Raw genomic sequence first — 19,287 nt, 5'->3', positions numbered from 1 at the left:
TCTACTCCACTGGACTGGGTAATTTTTTCATTAATTTGATTATAACCGCGAATTTGTATAAATCTAATTTATCATTTTTATTAATTTAAAAACTTTTGGGAATTAATATTTATCTCGAAGCAAAATATTTTTTATTGGTTCAACCTGTTTTGTTTTCAGATTGAGTTCAATCAGCATCGTTTCATCTAAATAAATTAGCTAAAACTAAAATCTAATTTCCCAATCAAAAACACAAAAATATTCGTTTTTACAAATTAAATAAGAATAATTATCCTTTAGCTATCACACAGAGAAATGTCAAAGCAGCACAGGAGTATTCACATGAGTCATATTCAAAAATTTGTTGCTAACAATCAACGCATGTTCAAAAAGACCTTGAGCTACTACATTATGCACATCACCGTGGCAATGGTGGTTGGTTATGTGGTCACGGGTAATATTTGGATGGCTATTACCTTAAGTTTGGTCGAACCAACGGTTCAAGCGGTGGCTTATTTCATTCACGAACGTATTTGGGAAAAGAAAACACAAGCTGAAGAGACCAATATTATCGCCTAGTTAACATATCGTTATGCTCTAGTTATCCTCTTCTCAAGTGAATACTGCTGTTCTATTTCTTCCTCTTAGATCATCGTAGCGCAAGCGACGATGATCTTTTTTATACCCTTTTTAAACCTACTCCTTTGAGGATGTTTCTGCCTACAGTTTCAAAATATGTAGAATTTGTTTTGATTAATTCTAATTTTTTCTAAATAATAAACACAGTGATAAAAAATACTTATAGGTAGTTCAGATGAATCTTGCAGCCTTCGAAGCTTTTGTAAAAGTCATGGAAACGGGCTCTATTTCTTTGGCCGCAGATCAACTGTTTATTACCCAGCCGGCAGTGACCAAACGCATTCACAGTTTGGAAGATTATTTTGGTGTAAAACTGTTTGAATCGGCAGGACGTGGCGTACAGGCTACACATGCGGCACATTCATTGTTACCTAAAGTTAAAAACTGGCTGAATGAGCTGGGTGATATTCATCACACCCTCAGCCATGAACAAGGGCAAGTTCAAGGCAAACTGAAAATTGGCACCAGTCACCATATTGGCTTGCACCATTTACCCAATCATTTACGAGAATACGTACAGGAATTTCCCAATGTCACACTCGATGTGCATTTTGTCGATTCTGAACAGGCACATGAGCAGGTTTTGGCTGGAGATTTAGAACTGGCTTTTCTAACCCTTCCACCTAAACTGGATGAACGCTTGGCTTATGTCACCATTTGGAATGACCCTTTGGTCTTTGTCGTGGCGCCATTTCATCCTCTAGCAGGTCAAAAAAACTTGCAATTGTCCGACTTACTTAGCTACCCAAGTTTATTGCCCGCTGCGCAAACCTATACCAGTCAAATCACCTTGGCAGAGTTTGAAAAGCAAGGGGTAAAACCTAAAGTCACCATGAGCAACAACCCATTAGAATCAATTCGGATGTTGGTGTCTATTGGTTTGGGTTGGTCTGTTCTACCCAAAACTTTGGTCAATCAGGACTTGCAACAGTTAGATATTGATTTAGAAATGAACCGTCAACTCGGTATGGTATGGCACCCTGGGCGGACACAATCACGTGCAGTTTTAGAATTGATTGAGATGATGAAGCATTAAGCATCACGAATGAAGCTATATAAGCAATGAAGACTCAAAATTTTTTATCTATAAACTTACTTTTCTAGACTCAATAAAATGCCCTCAAGTGATTCATCACTTGAGGGCTATTTTTATCAGCATTTCAAAATGCTGCGTGGTCTACATCTTAACGATTGACCGAATCTTCATGTAAAGATTCATTCAATTGATCCACCACAATCGCCCATGAACCATCCGATTTTATTTTTTCAACAATAAACTGACGTTGTGCGTCTGTCCAAAAATCAGCATCGGCAATATTGGTTTCTGCGCTCAGTTGATGTGTCACAATAAATTGCTGAATCGCTTCTTCACTGGCATCTAAACCTAATTGTTCAAATAAATGTGTCATTCTTGGGCGTACACCGCTCATTTTTTCACTCCTGCTGTTTTTTAATACTTGCCTTACCTTAGCATGCCTATTCTAAAAATGAATGACATAATCCAACATTGCAGCAAATAAAAACAAAACAGAAACAAGCGACTAGTCACACCTGATACAGCGACAATTGCACTAGTCTGAGCTTTAAATTGACCAGTCCTGCACATCCCAACCTTGCTCTTCCGCCAAAGCCTGTAAACGTGCATCGGGGTTTACTGCAATGGCATGATCGGCATATTCCAGCAAGAAACGGTCGTTAATGGAATCTGAATATGCCCAAGACTCGGTCACATCACGACCTTCTAGCCATTGCTCCAAACGTACCAATTTGCCCTTTTGGTAACATGCGGTGTTAATTACCTTACCTGTATATTTTCCATCGACCACTTCCGCATTGGTGGCAATAATTTCAGTAATGCCAAATTCACGAAAAATAGGTGCCGTAATAAAGTCAGATGTTGCGGTGATGCCTACCAATTCATGTCCTAAAGCCTGATGACGCTGAATTGCTTTAAAACCTTCAGGACGCATTTGCGGACGAATCACCTTTTGCATAAATAATTCATGCAATTCGGTCAGGTATTGATTGTCGTGCTGAGTTAAAAATTCAAATACAAATTCGTTATATGCAATTGGGTCGAGCTGCCCTGCCTTATAGTCTTCATAAAACTTGTCGTTCATGGCGCGGTGACGGACTGGATCGACCAAACCTTCATTTACCAAAAACTCACCCCAAGAATGATCTGAATCAGTATTTAACAAGGTGTGATCGAGATCAAATAGCGCCAATTTCATGAAAATACTCGTAAAAACTGAAATTTAAGAAAAAAATTGTAAATCTATCTCCGCTAGTCGATAGAAATTCGTTAAGATCATAGCAATTTTAACATTATTTACACTTTGCGTTTTCGAGTTGGAGAAAAGAAATCATCATCCCCGAGTGCAAAGTCATAAATTAAACAATATTTAGGTAGCCAAATGATCGACTCAGAAGGTTTCCGACCCAATGTCGGGATCATTTTGGCAAACGAGTTTGGACAAGTTCTATGGGCAAAACGCATTGGTCACAATGCATGGCAATTTCCACAAGGAGGTATCCAATATGGAGAAACCCCTGAACAGGCACTTTATCGTGAGCTGAGAGAAGAAGTTGGCTTACTGCCCGAACACGTCCAAGTTATCGCGCAAACTAAAGGTTGGCTGCGTTATCGTTTGCCACATCGGTACATACGCACGGATTCAGACCCAGTATGTATTGGTCAAAAACAGAAGTGGTTTTTATTGCAACTGACGGCTTCAGCCCATCATATTCGGCTGAATTTGTCAGACCCGCCTGAATTTGATCAATGGCAATGGGTCAGTTACTGGTATCCGCTCGGTCAGGTCGTCAATTTTAAACGTGACGTCTACCGTAAAGCGATGGTGGAATTGTGCAATCAATTACCGCTCAAAAAACCTTAAAAACCTGCAAAAAATGTAGGTTTTTAAACTTAATGTTATAGACGCAGTTGTGATAACTTAGGGTCATGAGCTGTGTAACAACTGACCTAAAAATAACCCATCTAAATATGGAGTAGCGCGTATGTCAAACATGCAACTGGATACCCTTAGACGCATTGTGCAAGAAATCAATGCGTCCACCAGTTTGCATGAATCACTCGACATTATGGTCAATCAGGTCGCAGAAGCCATGCATGTGGATGTCTGCTCGATTTACCTGTTGGATGAACGTAATCAGCGCTACCTACTTATGGCTTCAAAGGGTTTAAACCCCGAATCTGTGGGACATGTATCTTTACATACCAGCGAAGGTCTAGTTGGACTGGTTGGACAGCGTGAAGAAATTGTTAATCTAGACGATGCGCCTAAACATGAACGATTCATGTACTTAGCCGAAACAGGTGAGGAAATTTATAACTCCTTCCTTGGTGTACCAGTCATGTACCGTCGTAAAGTGATGGGTGTTCTTGTGGTTCAAAACAAGGACAAACAAGACTTTTCTGAAGCGGCAGAGTCCTTTTTAGTGACGCTCTGCGCCCAGCTTTCAGGCGTGATTGCACATGCGCATGCCGTGGGCAATATTGATGTATTCCGCAAACCGAACAACCTGCCTGCCTACAAAACCTTTCAGGGGGTTTCGGGTTCAGGCGGGATTGCTTTAGGTCGTGCGGTCATTTTGTATCCTCCTGCGGACTTGGCTGCTGTGCCAGACCGTGAAGCCGATGACATTAGCGAGGAACTGACTTTACTGGACAACGCACTCGATGCAGTACGTCAGGAAATTCAAGCGCTTGATGACAAAATGCAGGATGCCTTAATGGCAGAGGAGCGTGCACTGTTTAGCGTGTTCCTGCGCATGTTGGATGAAAATGCCCTACCTGCCGAAATTAAAGAACTGATTCGTGAAGGGAACTGGGCGCAAGGTGCGGTGCGTATTGTCATAGACAATCACATTGCCCTATTTTCGCAAATGGAAGATGACTATTTGCGTGAGCGTGTGTCTGATCTGAAAGATTTAGGCCGTCGTATTTTAGCCTCTTTGCAAGAAGCCGATGCCAGTCATCGTGAACTGACCGATGAAAGCATTTTAATTGGCGAAGAAATTTCCACCGCAGCTTTGGTAGAACTGCCTGTCGATAAAATTGCAGCGATTGTCACCACCGAAGGGGCGATGAATTCACACATGGTGATTGTGGCACGTGCCCTTGGCATTCCAACTGTAGTGGGTGTGACTGAGCTGCCAATCAACAGTCTAGACGATGTAGAAATGATTGTAGATGCGCACCAAGGTCGGGTCTTCATCAACCCGCCACGACGTATGCGCACGCGCTATAAAGAGATTCAAAAAGAAGAAGAACAAATTGCCAAAGACCTGAAACAATATGAAACCAAAGATGCCATTACCCCTGACGGCGTTGCGGTAAAATTGTACGTCAATACAGGCTTGATGATTGATGTTGTACGTGGCGTGCAACGTGGTGCCAAAGGGGTCGGTTTATACCGTTCTGAAATTCCGTTTATGTTGCGTGATCGCTTCCCAGGTGAAGAAGAACAACGTGCTATTTACCGCCAACAGCTTAGCCATTTTGCCAATAAACCTGTGGTGATGCGTACGCTGGATATTGGTGCAGACAAGGACTTGCCATACTTCTCAATTGAGGAAGAAAACTCAGCCTTGGGCTGGCGTGGAATTCGCTTCACGCTGGATCACCCTGAAATTTTTTCTTCACAAATTCGCGCCATGCTCAAAGCCAGCATTGGTCTAAATAATCTGCATATTTTACTGCCTATGATTACCAGTGTCAGTGAAGTAGAAGAAGCCTTGTACTTGCTAGATCGTGACTGGCAAGCAGTACAGGAAGAAGAACAGGTTAAAATTAACAAGCCTAAAATTGGCATTATGGTAGAAGTGCCGAGTGTACTGCTGCAAATTGATGAATTTGCCCCATTGGTGGATTTTTTCTCGGTGGGGTCAAACGACTTAACCCAGTATTTATTGGCAGTTGACCGTAACAATCCGCGCGTGGCCAACGTCTATTCACACTTTCACCCTGCAGTACTACGCGCCTTAACCCGCTTGGTAAAAGAATGTCATAAATATGATAAGCCCGTGAGTGTCTGTGGTGAAATGGCGGGAGACCCGCTGTCTGCGGTACTCTTAATGGCGATGGGCTTTAATACCCTGTCGATGAGTTCAAGTAATATTCTGCGGGTACGTAAAGCGATTTGTCATGTACCAATGAGTGATGCACAAAATCTGCTAGAACAAGCCTTAAAAATGAATAACCCACTTATGGTAAAAAGTTTGCTTGAATATTATTTTAAAACCCATGGCTTGGGCGATATGGTGAAACTGGCGACTCGCATCGTAGCTCCATAAACATTTCTAAAGCTCAAGCAGCACGTAATACATCCCAAAAACAACAAGGGCGATAATCATCGGAATATCGCCCTTGTTTGTGTTTGCTATAGCCTCGTTTGGCATTTTTCTTGCGGTCTACAAAAACCTGACTTTTGTTGACCTCGTGCATGTGCTTGGCCACAAAGTTATGCTGAATAAGCTCTGGCTGTTTTTTCTTTGCCATGATGCTGTTCCTTTCAGTTGATCATTGAAATGAGCAGTATGCCTGCTCTATATAAATGGAGGTGTTAGCGTAAAATTCAAGCCGATGATATCTGCAAAATACGGTTATTTTTCCTTCCCCCCTCCATGCAAGTTGGGCAGCCGATCATACGCTTTTTTGTACAATTTACAAGCGATTTACCCTAAATAGTGCTAAGATAAAAATAAGGGTGAAAAACTTACTAAAAGCAGTTTTACTGGATTTTTCTGACGGTTATTTTTGAAAGCTATTTTAAAGAATATTCAGCTGCTTTACCCATACAATTATAGCACGAAATTCTAAAAAATTTTATTACTTTGCAAAGACTTAGTAGTTATAGAATCCACTAGAAAAACGGCAATGATTGGCTAATATGAATATAGAAGATCAGTTAAACAAGACCATTAAAAACAGGAGTCAAATCTATGATTTATGAAGTATCTGGAGATATTTTACTGAGCGAAGCACGTGCAATTGCTCACGGTGTTGCCCCTAACGATAACTTTGCTACAGGTTTGGCTTTAAGTCTGCGCGAGCACTGGCCTGCATTGTATAAAGACTTCCGTAACTATTGCCATATTTACCACCCTAAAGCGGGCGAGCAATGGACTTGGGTCAATGCTGAAGGTCAACGCATTGTGAACCTGATGACTCAGGAAGCCGCTTATGACAACGGTTCAAAACCTGGTAAAGCATCAACAGAATACGTAAACCGTACTTTGAAAAACTTAAAACAGTTGATTGAAGAAGAGAAAATTGAAAGCTTGGCATTACCACGTCTTGCAACAGGTGTAGGCGGTTTAGATTGGGAAGATGTACGTCCACTGATCTACAAACACTTAGAAGATTTGGATATTCCAATCTACATTTACACGCTTTATCAAAAAGGTGTAAAAGCTGAAGAGCCTGCAAAATAAGTATTGCCAGATCAGCTTTGACTCGATCTATTGAGTGTGACTATTCAACACTTAACTGAAAGAGACGGTTCGATTCACCCGTTTGGTGTTTGCCAAGCGGGTGAATTTTTTGGTGTTCTGAACACAGCGAGCGAGTATTGAGTTTTATGCCGCAAATGCACGCTGTAAAATGGCGGCAACATCTACCTGTTCAGGTTTCAGCATACCCACCACTTGCCCATGCGACTCACTATAACGTGACTGAATAAAACCCTGTGCGACAAAGTCTGGGGCATAACGCAGCAACAATACCGCTTGTGCAAAGATCACCAAACGACTGACTAAAGAACGTGCCATAAATTGTAATTCATTGCTGTTCGTGGTCTTCAATAACTGCTGCAAACGATCTAACTCACGGCTCAAAATAGCATCTGTAACGGCAGTACCCGCCAAGTCTTGTAATAACACCTGAATCAGCTCAGGTTCTCGCTGCATGGCGCGTAGCACATCTAAGCACATCACATTGCCTGAACCTTCCCAAATGGTATTCACAGGCGCTTCTTTGAAAATACGTGCCATGATGCCGTTATCGACATAACCATTGCCACCAAAGACTTCCATCATCTCACCTGTAAGCTCCACAGCTCGTTTGCATACCCAAAACTTCGCTGCAGGCGTCATTAAGCGCTTCCATGCCAAAGACACAGCATCATCGCTTTCATAACAATGAGCCAAATGAAAACTGAGTTGTACTGCAGCTTCGGTTTCCAGTGCTAAATCTGCCAAAACCGCCTGCATTAATGGCTGATTAGCCAGTGTCTGCCCAAAAGCCTGACGCTGTCGGGTATAGGCAAGGCACTGCACAAGGGCTTGGCGCAGCATGGCACTACTGCCCACAGCACAGGTTAAACGGGTGTAATTCGCCATTTCAATAATGGTGGGAATACCGCGCCCTGCTTCGCCAATCATGATGCCCCACGCCTGCTGAAATTCGACTTCAGAACTGGAGTTACTCCGATTTCCCACTTTGTCTTTTAAACGCTGTACCTGAATATTATTTTTTCTGCCATCTTCTAACCAACGCGGTACAAAGAAACAAGCCAAACCATCTTGTTCGGTATTGGCGACCACCAAATGTGCATCACACATTGGTGCAGAGAAAAACCATTTATGACCTGTGAGTAAATAGGCTTGCCCACGTCCTGTCGCTGCGACTGGAACGGCGAGCGTTTGGTTGGCCCGCACATCTGAACCACCCTGCTTTTCGGTCATACCCATGCCCAGCCAAATAGATTTCTTTTGTGAAATCGGCACATCACGCGGGTCATATTCATGCGATAACAGTTTCTCACCCATGCTTGCCCACAACTCAGGTTCACGCTGAATGAGCGGAATGCTGCCTAAAGTCATAGAATTTGGGCATAAATTACCGCACTCAACCTGTCCTGCCAAATAAAAACGACTGGCCCAATCGACCCATTTTGCCGTAGATTGCGGTTGCTTAAATGGATGTGCATGCGTGTCAAACTTACGATTCAGCGCCATCCAGTGATGCCACGCAGGATGAAACTCCACTACATCTTTACGACGTCCACGTGCATCGAAGGCATGTAAAATAGGCGTATGCCGATTGGCTAAATCGGCATAATGATAATATTCTGCCGATGCTGCAATGTGCCCCAATTCACTCAGTCGGGTCTGATCTTGACTGCCATAACGGGTTAAAATTTCTTGTAAAACCGTATCGGTTTCAAATAAGTTATAGTCTTGTAATTCATCAAACTGATTTTGAATTTGATGGGTCATCCATGTCTGCATTGTGTCACTCCTAAATAAACGCGGTGCTATCATTGCATTCAGTATAGAGAAAAATATGCGCTCAGGTGTTCGGCTTTATTTATGAAAAATTCTGAGGTTCAAGTGCGCCGTAAGCCGCGCCAATCAAGGGCTAAACTGACTCAAGAGGCTTTACAAGAAAGTTTTGTTCGGCTTTTGCATGAACGCTCGGCAGCTGAAATTACCATTCGCGAAATTACCGATTTGGCAGGTGTCGGTTTAGGCACTTTTTATGAATACTTTGCCAAGAAAGAAGATTTACTGGCATTGACGATTCACCTGCAAGTCAAACAGCATGCAGAACGCTTAAAAAGTTATGCCCAACAGCAACTTGAGTTATCCACAGTTGTTGAAATAAACCGCTATATCGCAACCATCATTCAGTTTCAGCTTCAGCAAATTCAGGCACAACAATGGCTTTGGGCACAGACTTTTTACTGGAACGACAAGTTTCACACATTGAAACTTACCAAAAAAGTTACAGCATGATGCTGCAAATGTGGCAACAGATTTTCGCACCTGTCATACACAATGCCGAACAACAACTGCGCCTTGCTTTGAATCTGCATCGCATCAGTTATGGTTTTATTTCGCAAAGTTTATTAATCAATCCACATTATCAAGATTGGGATGCCTTGCACACCGATATTTCATTGGCGATTCAACCGTTTTTAGCAGCAGTTTCAGACATTTAGTGCAGCAAAACTGATTATTTAGTTTACAAAGATCTATCGAATACACCAATCATAAACAATAAATTTATCTATTTGTAAAATTATAAAAATCGTTTTACATTAAAATGGTGAGATTTGAAAAGCTTTCATCTACAAAGCCCGATCTGCATGGTATTGTGGTGTTGTAGTTGATTTTTTAAACAAACAAAACGGTTCATGGCCGCTTGTTTTAGAAGCTAAATTTCTAATACAGCCCACCACATGATGATCACAATAATGGAGAACAACGATGAGCCAAGAGATAAAAAAATGCCCTGTAACGCATTTAACCACCGATGCAGGCGCACCTGTTGTAGATAACCAAAATAGTATGACTGCGGGCGCACGTGGCCCACTCCTTACTCAAGATTTATGGCTCAATGAAAAGTTGGCAAACTTTGTACGTGAAGTAATTCCTGAGCGTCGTATGCATGCCAAAGGTTCAGGTGCGTTTGGTACGTTTACGGTCACGCACGACATCAGCCAATATACCCGTGCCAAAATTTTCTCTGAAGTTGGCAAAAAAACTGAAATGTTTGCTCGTTTCTCTACCGTTGCAGGTGAGCGTGGCGCTGCCGATGCAGAACGTGACATTCGTGGTTTTGCTTTAAAATTCTATACTGAAGAAGGCAACTGGGATTTAGTCGGTAACAACACACCAGTGTTCTTTTTCCGCGACCCACGTCAATTCCCTGACCTGAATAAAGCGGTAAAGCGTGACCCACGCACCAACCTGCGTAATGCGACCAATAACTGGGATTTCTGGACTTTGCTGCCAGAAGCACTGCACCAAGTCACCATTGTGATGTCGGATCGTGGTATTCCTGTGGGTTATCGTCACATGCATGGTTTTGGTAGCCACACCTATAGTTTTATTAATGCCAATAATGAGCGTTTCTGGGTGAAATTCCACTTCCGCACTCAACAAGGCATTCAAAACCTGACCGATGCAGAAGCAGCAGAATTGATTGGTCGTGACCGTGAAAGCAGCCAGACTGACCTTTACAATGCCATTGAACGCGGTGATTTCCCGAAATGGACGCTGTTCGTGCAAATCATGCCTGAACTGGATGCAGAAAAAGTCCCTTATCACCCATTTGACCTCACCAAAGTTTGGCCGAAAGGTGATTATCCACTGATTGAAGTGGGTGAATTTGAACTGAACCGTAACCCTGAAAACTACTTCCAAGATGTTGAACAGGCTGCCTTTGCACCAAGCAACCTTGTACCAGGAATTAGCTACTCGCCAGATCGCATGTTACAAGCGCGTTTGGTCAACTATGCCGATGCTGCACGTTACCGTGTTGGTGTGAACCATTCACAAATTCCAGTGAATGCTGCACGCTGCCCTGTGCACTCAAACCGTCGTGATGGTCAGGGTCGTATGGATGGCAACTATGGCAGCTTGCCACACTATGAGCCAAACAGCTTCCATCAATGGCAAGAGCAACCACAATACCGCGAACCACCGCTAAAAATTCGTGGCGATGCAGATTTCTGGGATTATCGTGAAGATGATAGCAACTATTTTAGCCAGCCGCGTGCCTTGTTCAATTTAATGAACCCTGAGCAAAAACAAGCACTGTTTGATAACACGGCACGTGCAATGGGTGATGCTTTAGACTTTATTAAGTATCGTCATATTCGTAACTGTTATGCATGTGACCCTGCTTATGGCGAAGGCGTTGCAGCGGCTTTAGGCATGACCGTTGCCGATGCGCAAGCAGCACGTGCCAGTGACCCTGCACTTGGTCAGCCTGGCGTACTGTAATCTTTGTAGTTAAAGATCAAGTCAGTCTGAACAGCAAGACTTTAAACACCAAAACAAAGCCCCTATTTCGATAGGGGCTTTGTGTTCTATATCTATCATTGCCACTTTTCAGTAGCGTGAAAAGTAGCGTGTCACTTTTATTTAAGGTCAAGTTTTTAAAAGATTAAACAATTAATTTCTTACCTTCACGAATACAATAAAACGGATTCATTAATTTAGATGAACGCTTCATGGCATGATGCAAGTCTGCCTCTGGTTGCTCACGCCCTTCATCGGTCAGCTCAAAAGTGCGGTAATGAATGGCCAAAGAACATTTGGAATGTAAATCTTTATGGGCCTGAAAGGCATCTTCAGGGTTCATATGCATATAACGCATCAGATTCCGTGGCTCGTAAGAACCTATAGGTAAAAGTGCCACGCGCGGTGCGCCAATGCGGGTTTGAATTTCTTTAAAGTGTGGCGAGTAACCTGTATCGCCCGCAAAGAAGCAATGATCTTGCCCATGCAAAATAGAAAAACCGCCCCATAACGCCATGTTCTGATCACGTGCGCCACGCCCTGAACCATGTTGTGCAGGGGTGTAGACAATTTTCACTTCTTTAAATAAAGCCGATTGCCACCAGTCCATTTCAATCACATGCAAATCAGGCGGCAAATACCAAGCATTGCCCAAACCTGTATAAATAGGCATGGCAAATTGATGATTCAGCCATTTTAAGGTGGCTAAATCCATGTGGTCATAATGGTTATGGCTCAAGAAGACGGCATGAATGGTCGGTAAATCTTCCAGTGCAATCCCTGCAGGACAGGCACGTTTAGGCCCTCGCCCCTGTTTCGGGCTGGCATGCTCTGCCCAGACAGGATCGGTCAAAAAGTTATACGGGCCAATTTGAATCAGCACCGTTGCATGCCCCACAAACCAAACTTGCCAATCATCCAAACTGGCGTGTGGACGTAATTGTGGCAAAGCACTTGGCGCTGTAAAAAATTGCTGTGCTTCTTGTTGCGGATTGACATTCCAACTGTTCGATTTGCGTTTTAGCAACCATTTCAATAAATCAGTTTGGCTGCGCCCCTCAGGACACGCAATCGGATTAAAAAACTGCGCTCCATCATAATGATTTGAAGGCAAAAACTGCAGCTTGGGTTTACGCCAAGTATGCGACCAACAGGCTTCCGTTGGCAGTTGAAAATGCTTTTGTTCCACGTTGTTCATGTAAGCCCAATAATATATAGCGCATCTACCATGATGCTTTTTATCCTGATCTGTTCAGAAAAAAACACAGCTTTGGTTCATGTGTTGACTCTATCACGCATAGTAGCGAAATCAAGCAGGCAATTTCCTTTATGTTTTTGTTGTTTTGAGAAAAAAGTCGTATCGACAGCGGGTTAATGATCGGAAATTTACACCTCAGATAAACGAGGCTTTAGAAAAACCTAAACACGGGTATAGCAATGCGGGCTTAGCGTTTAGCAAAATATTGTTCGCGCCATTCTTTCCAGAAATACATCACAATCCCGAACATCACCACGGCAATGCCAATAAACGCATTCATGCTGATGTGTTCATTATTTAAGGTCGCACCTAAAATTAACGCGATGATGGGAGTCATCACATTACTTAAAGATACGGTTGAGGCATTTAAACGACGAATCAGCCAGAAATAACACAGCATGGCGACAATAGACGACATGATCATGGTAAATACAAAACCAATCATGGCTTGGCTGCTTGGCATTTGAGTCGGGAAATGCGACCAAATAAAGGGAATTAATAACAATGACCCTGCCGATGATACCAATAAAGAACCTGTGGCTTGTGACATCGGCTTTAAAGGAGCATTGATTTGTTTGACCCAAAAAATTGAGCTGATATAGGACAGCATACTGATAAACATCAACACCACGCCCCATGGATTCACTTTGCTGTCGGCAGAGTCTGCAAAGACAAAGCTGAGTCCTGCAATCGCAATTGCCATACCTGTCCACTGTAAGGCAATCAATTTTTGTGTGCGTAAAATCACATGACCAATCAAGCCTGCTATTAAAGGAGAAAAGCCAAAAATCAGCGCCATTAAGCCTGAAGTTAAATAATTGGCAGCCAAGTAAATAAATAGCTGTGCACCAATTAAATTCAGACTACCCGCCAAATAGCTTTTCATTGAGGTGTGATCAAAAGGCAGTGGATCGCGCATGAGTTTGAGCAAGCATAGCGCAATCACGGAAGCCCCAAAGTAGCGGATAATCAAAACCCACATTGGATGAATTTCCTGCACACTCCAGACAATCGCCAATGGCGTGGTCGCCCAGATTAATACCAATAAGGCATAAATACTGGCGGTTACCACAACAGGAGATGTATTCGTATTCATCGCTTGCTCAACATAAAATGGACACTTTTCTTCGGCAGATAAAAAACAGACCCAAGTTGCCTCAGGTCTGTTTTTCATCAGTTCAAGCTTACTTCACCAATTTGCGAAGGTCTTGGCTCACATCTAAATATTTGTCTGCTTCAAAAGCAGCTTGTTTAGCAATCAGCTTTTTCAAGTGACGCATATCTTTGGCTGAGTTGACGGTAATTCCGCCGACAATCACGCCATCGGTCACACCAAACAATACGAATGAAGACTCACTGCGTTTGGAAGCATCCATCTCACCACGCACATGCCATTCTGCTGCTGACATATCTCCTACAAATTGGTAGTTAATGTCGAGTTGATCAGTCCAGAACCAAGCGGGATTGGCTACAGGATGTTCAACGCCCATCACATGACGCGAGAAGATACCTGCTTGCAGGTTAGCATTTTCCCAAGTTTCTACACGACGATGATTGCCACATTCACGCAGTTGTGATGCGACATCGCCCGCAGCATAAATGTCTGGGTTTGAGGTTTGACAGTTTTCATTCACATGCACGGCAAAGTCTGCATCTAAGCCTGCTTCAACTGCCAGTTGTGCGTTTGGAATAATCCCAATACCGTAAATCACCGCATCGGCACGTAGTTCTTCGCCACCTTCTAGGGTCACGACAATTTCTTCACCATCTAGCTTGCAATCTGCAATTTGCGTAGATAGACGTACATCAACTCCTGCCAATAACTGCTGTTGCAGTAAAAACTCACTCAAGATGAGTGGTGATGAACGTCCCATCACCATTGGTCCCATTTCAATGACAGTTACCTGACAGTCTTTAAAACGTGCAGAAGATGCCAACTCTAAACCAATCACACCACCACCAATTAAGATGATGCGACGACCCGCTTGTAATACAGGGACTAAGGCTTGCGAGTCTTCAAGATTACGCAACGTGTAAACGTGTTTACCTAAGGCATCAAAATTTGGCAAGCGACGTGCAGCACCGCCTGTGGCAAGCAACAACTTGTCGTAGGCAATGACCTCACCATTTTGCAATTCAACCGTATGTGCTTCGGCATTGATTTTGCTCACGCCATTGCCACGAATAGTGGTCACACCTAGTTCTGCCAATTTTTCTTCCGACAGAATCTCGATTTTGGTTTCTTTAGGACGCAAAATCACATCTTTAGACAACGGTGGACGCTCATAAGGCAAATGTGTTTCATCGCCAATTAAGATGATGTTGCCTGCATATTGATTGCCGCGCAGCTCAAGAATGGCGCTCGCCCCTGCCTGACCTGCACCCACAATCACAATTGTTTCTACACTCATGGGCTTAACCTTTTAACTCGGCAGATACGATGCCAAAGCCCGCAATCCACTCACTAATATCTTCATAGCAATGCGTGGTCATTTCATACGCACCCAGTTCATCTAACGCAGCAAAAGCAGCCATCCACGAACGGACTTCCTGACCACCACGACCACCATCTCGACGAATTTCAGCTTCGGTCATGGCTTCCATAGCTGCAAAGTCTGCCTGTTTGAATTTTTCAAGCAAGGCAATATCCCACTCAGGGCTGAGCGGCACAGCCACAGAGGTATCGCCTGCGGCAAGTTTCTGACCGACTGCAATCACTTTGGCCTGACGCGCATGACGTGCTTCAGGGTTCGGATTACGACCTGCAATTAAAAATTCTTCAACTTCTGGCGGTACTGAACCCATTTGTGGTGTTGGTGGATCGTGTGAAAGACCACCTGTACCCAAGACCAAAACGCGCTCATTTTCAAGATTCAACGACTTGATGAATTGACCCACAGCACGACCTAAAGCAATAGTACGCTTGGTGGTTGGCATCGGTGCTGCAGCGCCATTAATAAATACGGGAATGGTTGGATAACGATCTAGCTGCCCCTCACACAAAAAGTGTAATGGCTGAGTCACCCCATGGTCGGCCTGCATACGATACGAATATGCAACATCTACACCTTCATCCAACACACGGCGCACCATTGCCAAGGCTTTGTCTTCAGGCACATCAATACGGTTGTTGTCTTTACCGTAGTCCCAGTCACCCGCAGCCGTAGCACGAATACCGACACAGAAACTTGGCATCAAATCGTAAAAGAAACCGTTGAAATGGTCTGGACCAAAGGTAATGATCAGGGTTGGATCGTAAGCTTTGACTTCGGCAGAAAGTTGCTCAAAGGCAGCACGAACTTTTTGTTCTTTAGATTGATCTTGCGGTGTTGCAAATTCCATTAAAGGACTGTGCGATGCACAAATGAGTTTAACGGCCATAAAAGACTCCTAAATAAGGAAGGCAGCCCAGAGAAAGGCTGCCGATTCGTCTATTGAATTTAGACTCAATTTTATTCGTCAAAAAAACCTGCACGTGGTTGACGCAAACCACGAATACCCAAACCACATTCTGCATTGATCAGAACGCCAGTCAGCGCACGGTTATTTTGACGCGATGCCAAGAGCACATACGAACCAGTCATGTCTTCTGGCTCAGGCAAGAAATTCAGCGGCATACCGCGTGCAATTTTTTCAGGATCACGTGCATCGAGTAAGCCTAGGTTTTCCTGACCTAAAGATGCTGCGCCCTTAATATTGACATTCATCGCTGAAGGCGCAACAGCATTGACACGCACTTTAGGTGCCAATTCATAAGCCAACTCTTTCATGATGCCAACACCTGCATGTTTAGATGCAGTGTAAACAGGACCACCGCCTGAAGAATACAGCGCAGAATTGGATAAGGTTAAGATGATAGAACCTTCAGATTTCACCAACTCATCCAGTGCTGCTTTTGCCCCCAAGATTAACGCCTTGGTATTGATGCCCATGATTTCATCAAAGGCTTTTTCAAGCTGCTCACCAGAAGTATTGACGATATCTGCGTAGTGATCCCAAATCCCTGCATTGCCAATAAAGCAATCCAGCTTTCCAAAACGCTCCACAGTGGCCTGCACAGCACGGACATTGTCTGCATAGTTGGCAACATCACCAGCGACTGCCACGATTTGATCACCAAAACGTTCTTTTAAGGCATCGACTTTAGATTGTGAGCGCTGTAACACGCCCACATGCGCACCTTCTTCAAGAAAGCGCTCGACCAAAGCCCAACCTAAACCAGAACCGCCACCTGTAATCAGTGCCACTTCGCCTTTTAGCCAACCCATGCTTACTCTCCTGCCATTTCTACATATAACGCGCCGTCTTCAACCACCACAGGGAAAGTTTGAATCGGGTCGGTGGCTGGCAAGCATAATGCTTGACCAGTCTTTAAACAGAAACGTGCAGAATGCAGTGGGCATTCAACTGTGCCATCATCTTCAAGATAACCTTCAGACATTGAGGCATTGCCGTGTGAACAACGGTCATTCATGGCAAAGAACTCACCACCGTTGTTGAATACTGCCAGTGCCTCGATACCGTTCACACCGCAGTCCACTTTTAACGCTTCGCCTTCGTCTAATTCGTCAACTTGGCAAACAAAGATTTTATTCATTAGAAGAATACACTCAGGTTGTGTGAGTTATAGGTTACTTGGTCAAGCACAATCTTACGGTTGAATATCTGGAAGCCTAAGCCACCTTCAACACGACGGATTTTGTCATGGCGCTTACCACAGTAAATAGTCACGTCTTTCTCTTTTTGAGTACGGTACAACAAGTAAGTCACGTGTACGTCGTATTCGCCTGCTACCTCTGTCGCTTCAACAATCACGTTGCTGACCATGTGCGTTGTACGTGACGGAGGTTCTTCAGCCCACGCCATACCAGTTTCCAGACGTGCAACACGGCGCTCAAGCAAGTGTTTGTTGTCGTTGAACACCCACGTTGTTGGCGGTTCAACTGAACGACGACGGTCACGAGTTTGTGCATTTGGTGTAGTACGCAAGGTATAAGAAATGTCTTCTGCCATGAGGTCTAACCACTCACGGAATTTCCAGTCGTCCAGCAATTTTGCTTCGCGATACAAGAATTGGCTTACTTCATGTTGAAGTTCTAAACTGATTTGACTCATTTCATTAGCTCCTTCTCGTATTCGTCGGCTGCTTTTTCAACATCTTCCCACTTTTCATGGATCAGCAAGTCTGCCCAACGGCGGTACATACCACGTGCTGCAGTTTCAGAGAAAATGTAGTTGGTGATTCCTGGAATACCATCTTCACGTACTTTTTCGTTACCTTTACCCATTTCTACAATGAGCTTGTTTTGACGTGCTTTATAGCCGCGCAATACTTTTTGAATTTCAATCCAGTTCTCAGAGTCATCTTGCTCTAAGAAACCTGCAGGACCGAAGGCACGTGTTGCAGAGCGCTCAAATGCTTCTTTCACGTCTTGAGGTGCTTCAGCATCGGCAATACAGAATGCCCATACTTCAGTTTTATTTGGACCACGTGGATGCCATACGCGCAGTGTTGCAGTACCGTTCAACCAAGACAGTGTTGGGAACATGGTGTTGTGACCTGCAAGACGTAAGGCACGTACTTCGCCTAAACGCTCTTTCACTTCTTCGTAAGTTTCACGGAAGTAGTTGGCAACTTCACCATCAACCCAAACGTTTGCATCTGGTTTTTCTGTAAAGAAGAAACCTGAACCATGACCACGTGAACCATACTGAATCGCATCTTTGGCAGTTTCCCAAACAGGACGAGCTGTTTGCGCTGCACCTAATTGTTTGCTGCTGTCATCATCTGGTTTTGCACCAAGTACCTGAATCGCAGAGGCGTGTGAGAACAAAGCGTGATATTGGTCAGAAGCAAACTGTTCTGCAGCAAATTTCCAATTACAGTCAATTTCCCACTTGTGTACACCACCAATAATTTCAGTACCACCCGGACGACGGTCAATCACGCCATCTAAGTACCAAGCGATGTCGCCCATGTATTCTTCTAGATCTGGAGTAGTTTCATCCCAGCAACCAAAGATCAAGCCTTTGTAAGACTTCACACGGTTCACTTCCACCAAGCCCCATTGCTCTTTACAAGCACCTTGTGGATACGCACGTTCTTCTAAAGGAATATCTTTGAGTGAACCATCAATACCGTAAGACCAACCATGATATGGGCAAGTAAATGCACGGGTATTACCACAGTCTGCAAAGCTCACACGCATAGAACGGTGACGGCACTGGTTTAAAAATGCTTTGATTGAACCGTCTTTTTGACGTGCCACAATAATTGGATCTTCACCCATGTAGGTGTTGAAGAAGTCGCCAGCTTTAGGAATTTGGCTTTCATGACACAGGAACAACCACGTACGGCCGAACACACGTTCAAGTTCTAATTCGTAGATATCTGGATCTGTATAAATAGATGGAGTGATACGTCCATTTTGTGCATCGACCAAAGCGTCGATTTCGCGCACATCAATTTTTCCACTCATGAAAAGCTCTCCTGTGACCAACAACGGCACAAAGTAAATAGACTCAACTTTTGATGGATAATGGTTTTTTAGGGACGTTTAGTGAAATATTTTTTTTGTTTCAATTAATAGTTTTTATAGATTAATCCAACATTATATTTTGCATTTAAATCGTTG

The 19,287-nt window shown here is 43.7% G+C and carries 18 protein-coding genes and 1 pseudogene; 7 read left to right on the top strand and 12 right to left on the bottom strand.

What is annotated here, in order from left to right:
- The first annotated feature begins 321 nt into the window (after window positions 1–321).
- Entirely contained in the window at window positions 322–558 is a 237-nt protein-coding gene (locus VF675_RS01635) for a DUF2061 domain-containing protein (protein WP_167845755.1), read from the top strand.
- 235 nt (window positions 559–793) lie between these two features.
- A complete protein-coding gene (locus VF675_RS01630) occupies window positions 794–1,654 on the top strand; it encodes a LysR family transcriptional regulator (protein WP_167845754.1) in 861 nt (286 codons plus the stop codon).
- 148 nt (window positions 1,655–1,802) lie between these two features.
- Here VF675_RS01630 and VF675_RS01625 read toward each other — a convergent pair whose 3' ends face one another.
- Window positions 1,803–2,048, bottom strand: coding sequence for a DUF2789 domain-containing protein (locus VF675_RS01625; RefSeq protein ID WP_167845753.1), 246 nt, complete (start codon window positions 2,046–2,048; stop codon window positions 1,803–1,805).
- Window positions 2,049–2,201: 153 nt separating this feature from the next.
- Window positions 2,202–2,852, bottom strand: a complete 651-nt coding sequence (locus VF675_RS01620; protein ID WP_168417510.1) for an HAD family hydrolase — start codon at window positions 2,850–2,852, stop codon at window positions 2,202–2,204.
- Between the two features lie 183 nt (window positions 2,853–3,035).
- On the opposite strand from VF675_RS01620, the gene VF675_RS01615 reads away from it, so the two are divergent.
- Both VF675_RS01615 and ptsP read left to right on the top strand, forming a co-directional pair.
- Window positions 3,036–3,518 carry an RNA pyrophosphohydrolase gene (locus tag VF675_RS01615; protein WP_004976084.1) on the top strand — a complete coding sequence of 161 codons (483 nt, stop codon included), beginning with the start codon at window positions 3,036–3,038 and terminating at the stop codon, window positions 3,516–3,518.
- 121 nt (window positions 3,519–3,639) lie between these two features.
- Window positions 3,640–5,937 carry a phosphoenolpyruvate--protein phosphotransferase gene (gene ptsP / locus VF675_RS01610; protein ID WP_194557507.1) on the top strand — a complete coding sequence of 766 codons (2,298 nt, stop codon included), beginning with the start codon at window positions 3,640–3,642 and terminating at the stop codon, window positions 5,935–5,937.
- Window positions 5,938–5,950: 13 nt separating this feature from the next.
- Here ptsP and VF675_RS01605 read toward each other — a convergent pair whose 3' ends face one another.
- Entirely contained in the window at window positions 5,951–6,142 is a 192-nt protein-coding gene (locus VF675_RS01605) for a DUF7230 family protein (protein ID WP_168417512.1), read from the bottom strand.
- 443 nt (window positions 6,143–6,585) lie between these two features.
- Here VF675_RS01605 and VF675_RS01600 point away from each other — a divergent pair, with 443 nt between their 5' ends.
- The gene (locus VF675_RS01600; RefSeq protein WP_004976080.1) at window positions 6,586–7,077 is read left to right on the top strand and encodes a macro domain-containing protein; all 492 of its coding nucleotides are present in this window, start codon (window positions 6,586–6,588) and stop codon (window positions 7,075–7,077) included.
- Window positions 7,078–7,221: 144 nt separating this feature from the next.
- On the opposite strand, the gene VF675_RS01595 is transcribed toward VF675_RS01600, so the two are convergent.
- Window positions 7,222–8,874: an acyl-CoA dehydrogenase family protein gene (locus VF675_RS01595; RefSeq protein ID WP_440204648.1), complete on the bottom strand. Its 1,653-nt coding sequence runs from the start codon at window positions 8,872–8,874 to the stop codon at window positions 7,222–7,224.
- 81 nt (window positions 8,875–8,955) lie between these two features.
- On the opposite strand from VF675_RS01595, the pseudogene VF675_RS01590 reads away from it, so the two are divergent.
- Window positions 8,956–9,587: pseudogene (locus tag VF675_RS01590) on the top strand (TetR/AcrR family transcriptional regulator).
- Window positions 9,588–9,855: 268 nt separating this feature from the next.
- Window positions 9,856–11,376 carry a catalase gene (locus VF675_RS01585; protein WP_096902685.1) on the top strand — a complete coding sequence of 507 codons (1,521 nt, stop codon included), beginning with the start codon at window positions 9,856–9,858 and terminating at the stop codon, window positions 11,374–11,376.
- A gap of 163 nt (window positions 11,377–11,539) precedes the next feature.
- Here VF675_RS01585 and VF675_RS01580 read toward each other — a convergent pair whose 3' ends face one another.
- The 8 genes from VF675_RS01580 to hcaE form a co-directional block, all read right to left on the bottom strand.
- Window positions 11,540–12,592: an MBL fold metallo-hydrolase gene (locus tag VF675_RS01580; RefSeq protein WP_096902684.1), complete on the bottom strand. Its 1,053-nt coding sequence runs from the start codon at window positions 12,590–12,592 to the stop codon at window positions 11,540–11,542.
- 247 nt (window positions 12,593–12,839) lie between these two features.
- Entirely contained in the window at window positions 12,840–13,748 is a 909-nt protein-coding gene (locus tag VF675_RS01575) for a DMT family transporter (protein ID WP_179991223.1), read from the bottom strand.
- An 88-nt stretch (window positions 13,749–13,836) separates the two neighbouring features.
- Window positions 13,837–15,063 carry a 3-phenylpropionate/cinnamic acid dioxygenase ferredoxin--NAD(+) reductase subunit gene (gene hcaD / locus VF675_RS01570; protein ID WP_440204647.1) on the bottom strand — a complete coding sequence of 409 codons (1,227 nt, stop codon included), beginning with the start codon at window positions 15,061–15,063 and terminating at the stop codon, window positions 13,837–13,839.
- A 4-nt stretch (window positions 15,064–15,067) separates the two neighbouring features.
- A complete protein-coding gene (locus VF675_RS01565; protein WP_180080202.1) occupies window positions 15,068–16,033 on the bottom strand; it encodes a 3-carboxyethylcatechol 2,3-dioxygenase in 966 nt (321 codons plus the stop codon).
- A 71-nt stretch (window positions 16,034–16,104) separates the two neighbouring features.
- Entirely contained in the window at window positions 16,105–16,920 is an 816-nt protein-coding gene (gene hcaB / locus VF675_RS01560; protein WP_004976058.1) for a 3-phenylpropionate-dihydrodiol/cinnamic acid-dihydrodiol dehydrogenase, read from the bottom strand.
- 2 nt (window positions 16,921–16,922) lie between these two features.
- Window positions 16,923–17,249, bottom strand: coding sequence for a 3-phenylpropionate/cinnamic acid dioxygenase ferredoxin subunit (hcaC, locus tag VF675_RS01555; protein WP_004976057.1), 327 nt, complete (start codon window positions 17,247–17,249; stop codon window positions 16,923–16,925).
- A complete protein-coding gene (gene hcaF, locus VF675_RS01550; protein WP_004976055.1) occupies window positions 17,249–17,767 on the bottom strand; it encodes a 3-phenylpropionate/cinnamic acid dioxygenase subunit beta in 519 nt (172 codons plus the stop codon). The genes hcaC and hcaF overlap by 1 nt, the downstream gene beginning before the upstream one ends.
- Window positions 17,764–19,131, bottom strand: coding sequence for a 3-phenylpropionate/cinnamic acid dioxygenase subunit alpha (hcaE, locus tag VF675_RS01545; RefSeq protein WP_004976053.1), 1,368 nt, complete (start codon window positions 19,129–19,131; stop codon window positions 17,764–17,766). Before hcaE ends, hcaF begins: the two co-directional genes overlap by 4 nt.
- Between the last annotated feature and the right edge of the window lie 156 nt (window positions 19,132–19,287).

This window comes from Acinetobacter sp. Lyrl_1 (assembly GCF_051948795.1).
Taxonomy (GTDB): domain Bacteria; phylum Pseudomonadota; class Gammaproteobacteria; order Pseudomonadales; family Moraxellaceae; genus Acinetobacter; species Acinetobacter towneri.
This window is presented reverse-complemented; position numbering and strand designations above follow the sequence as displayed.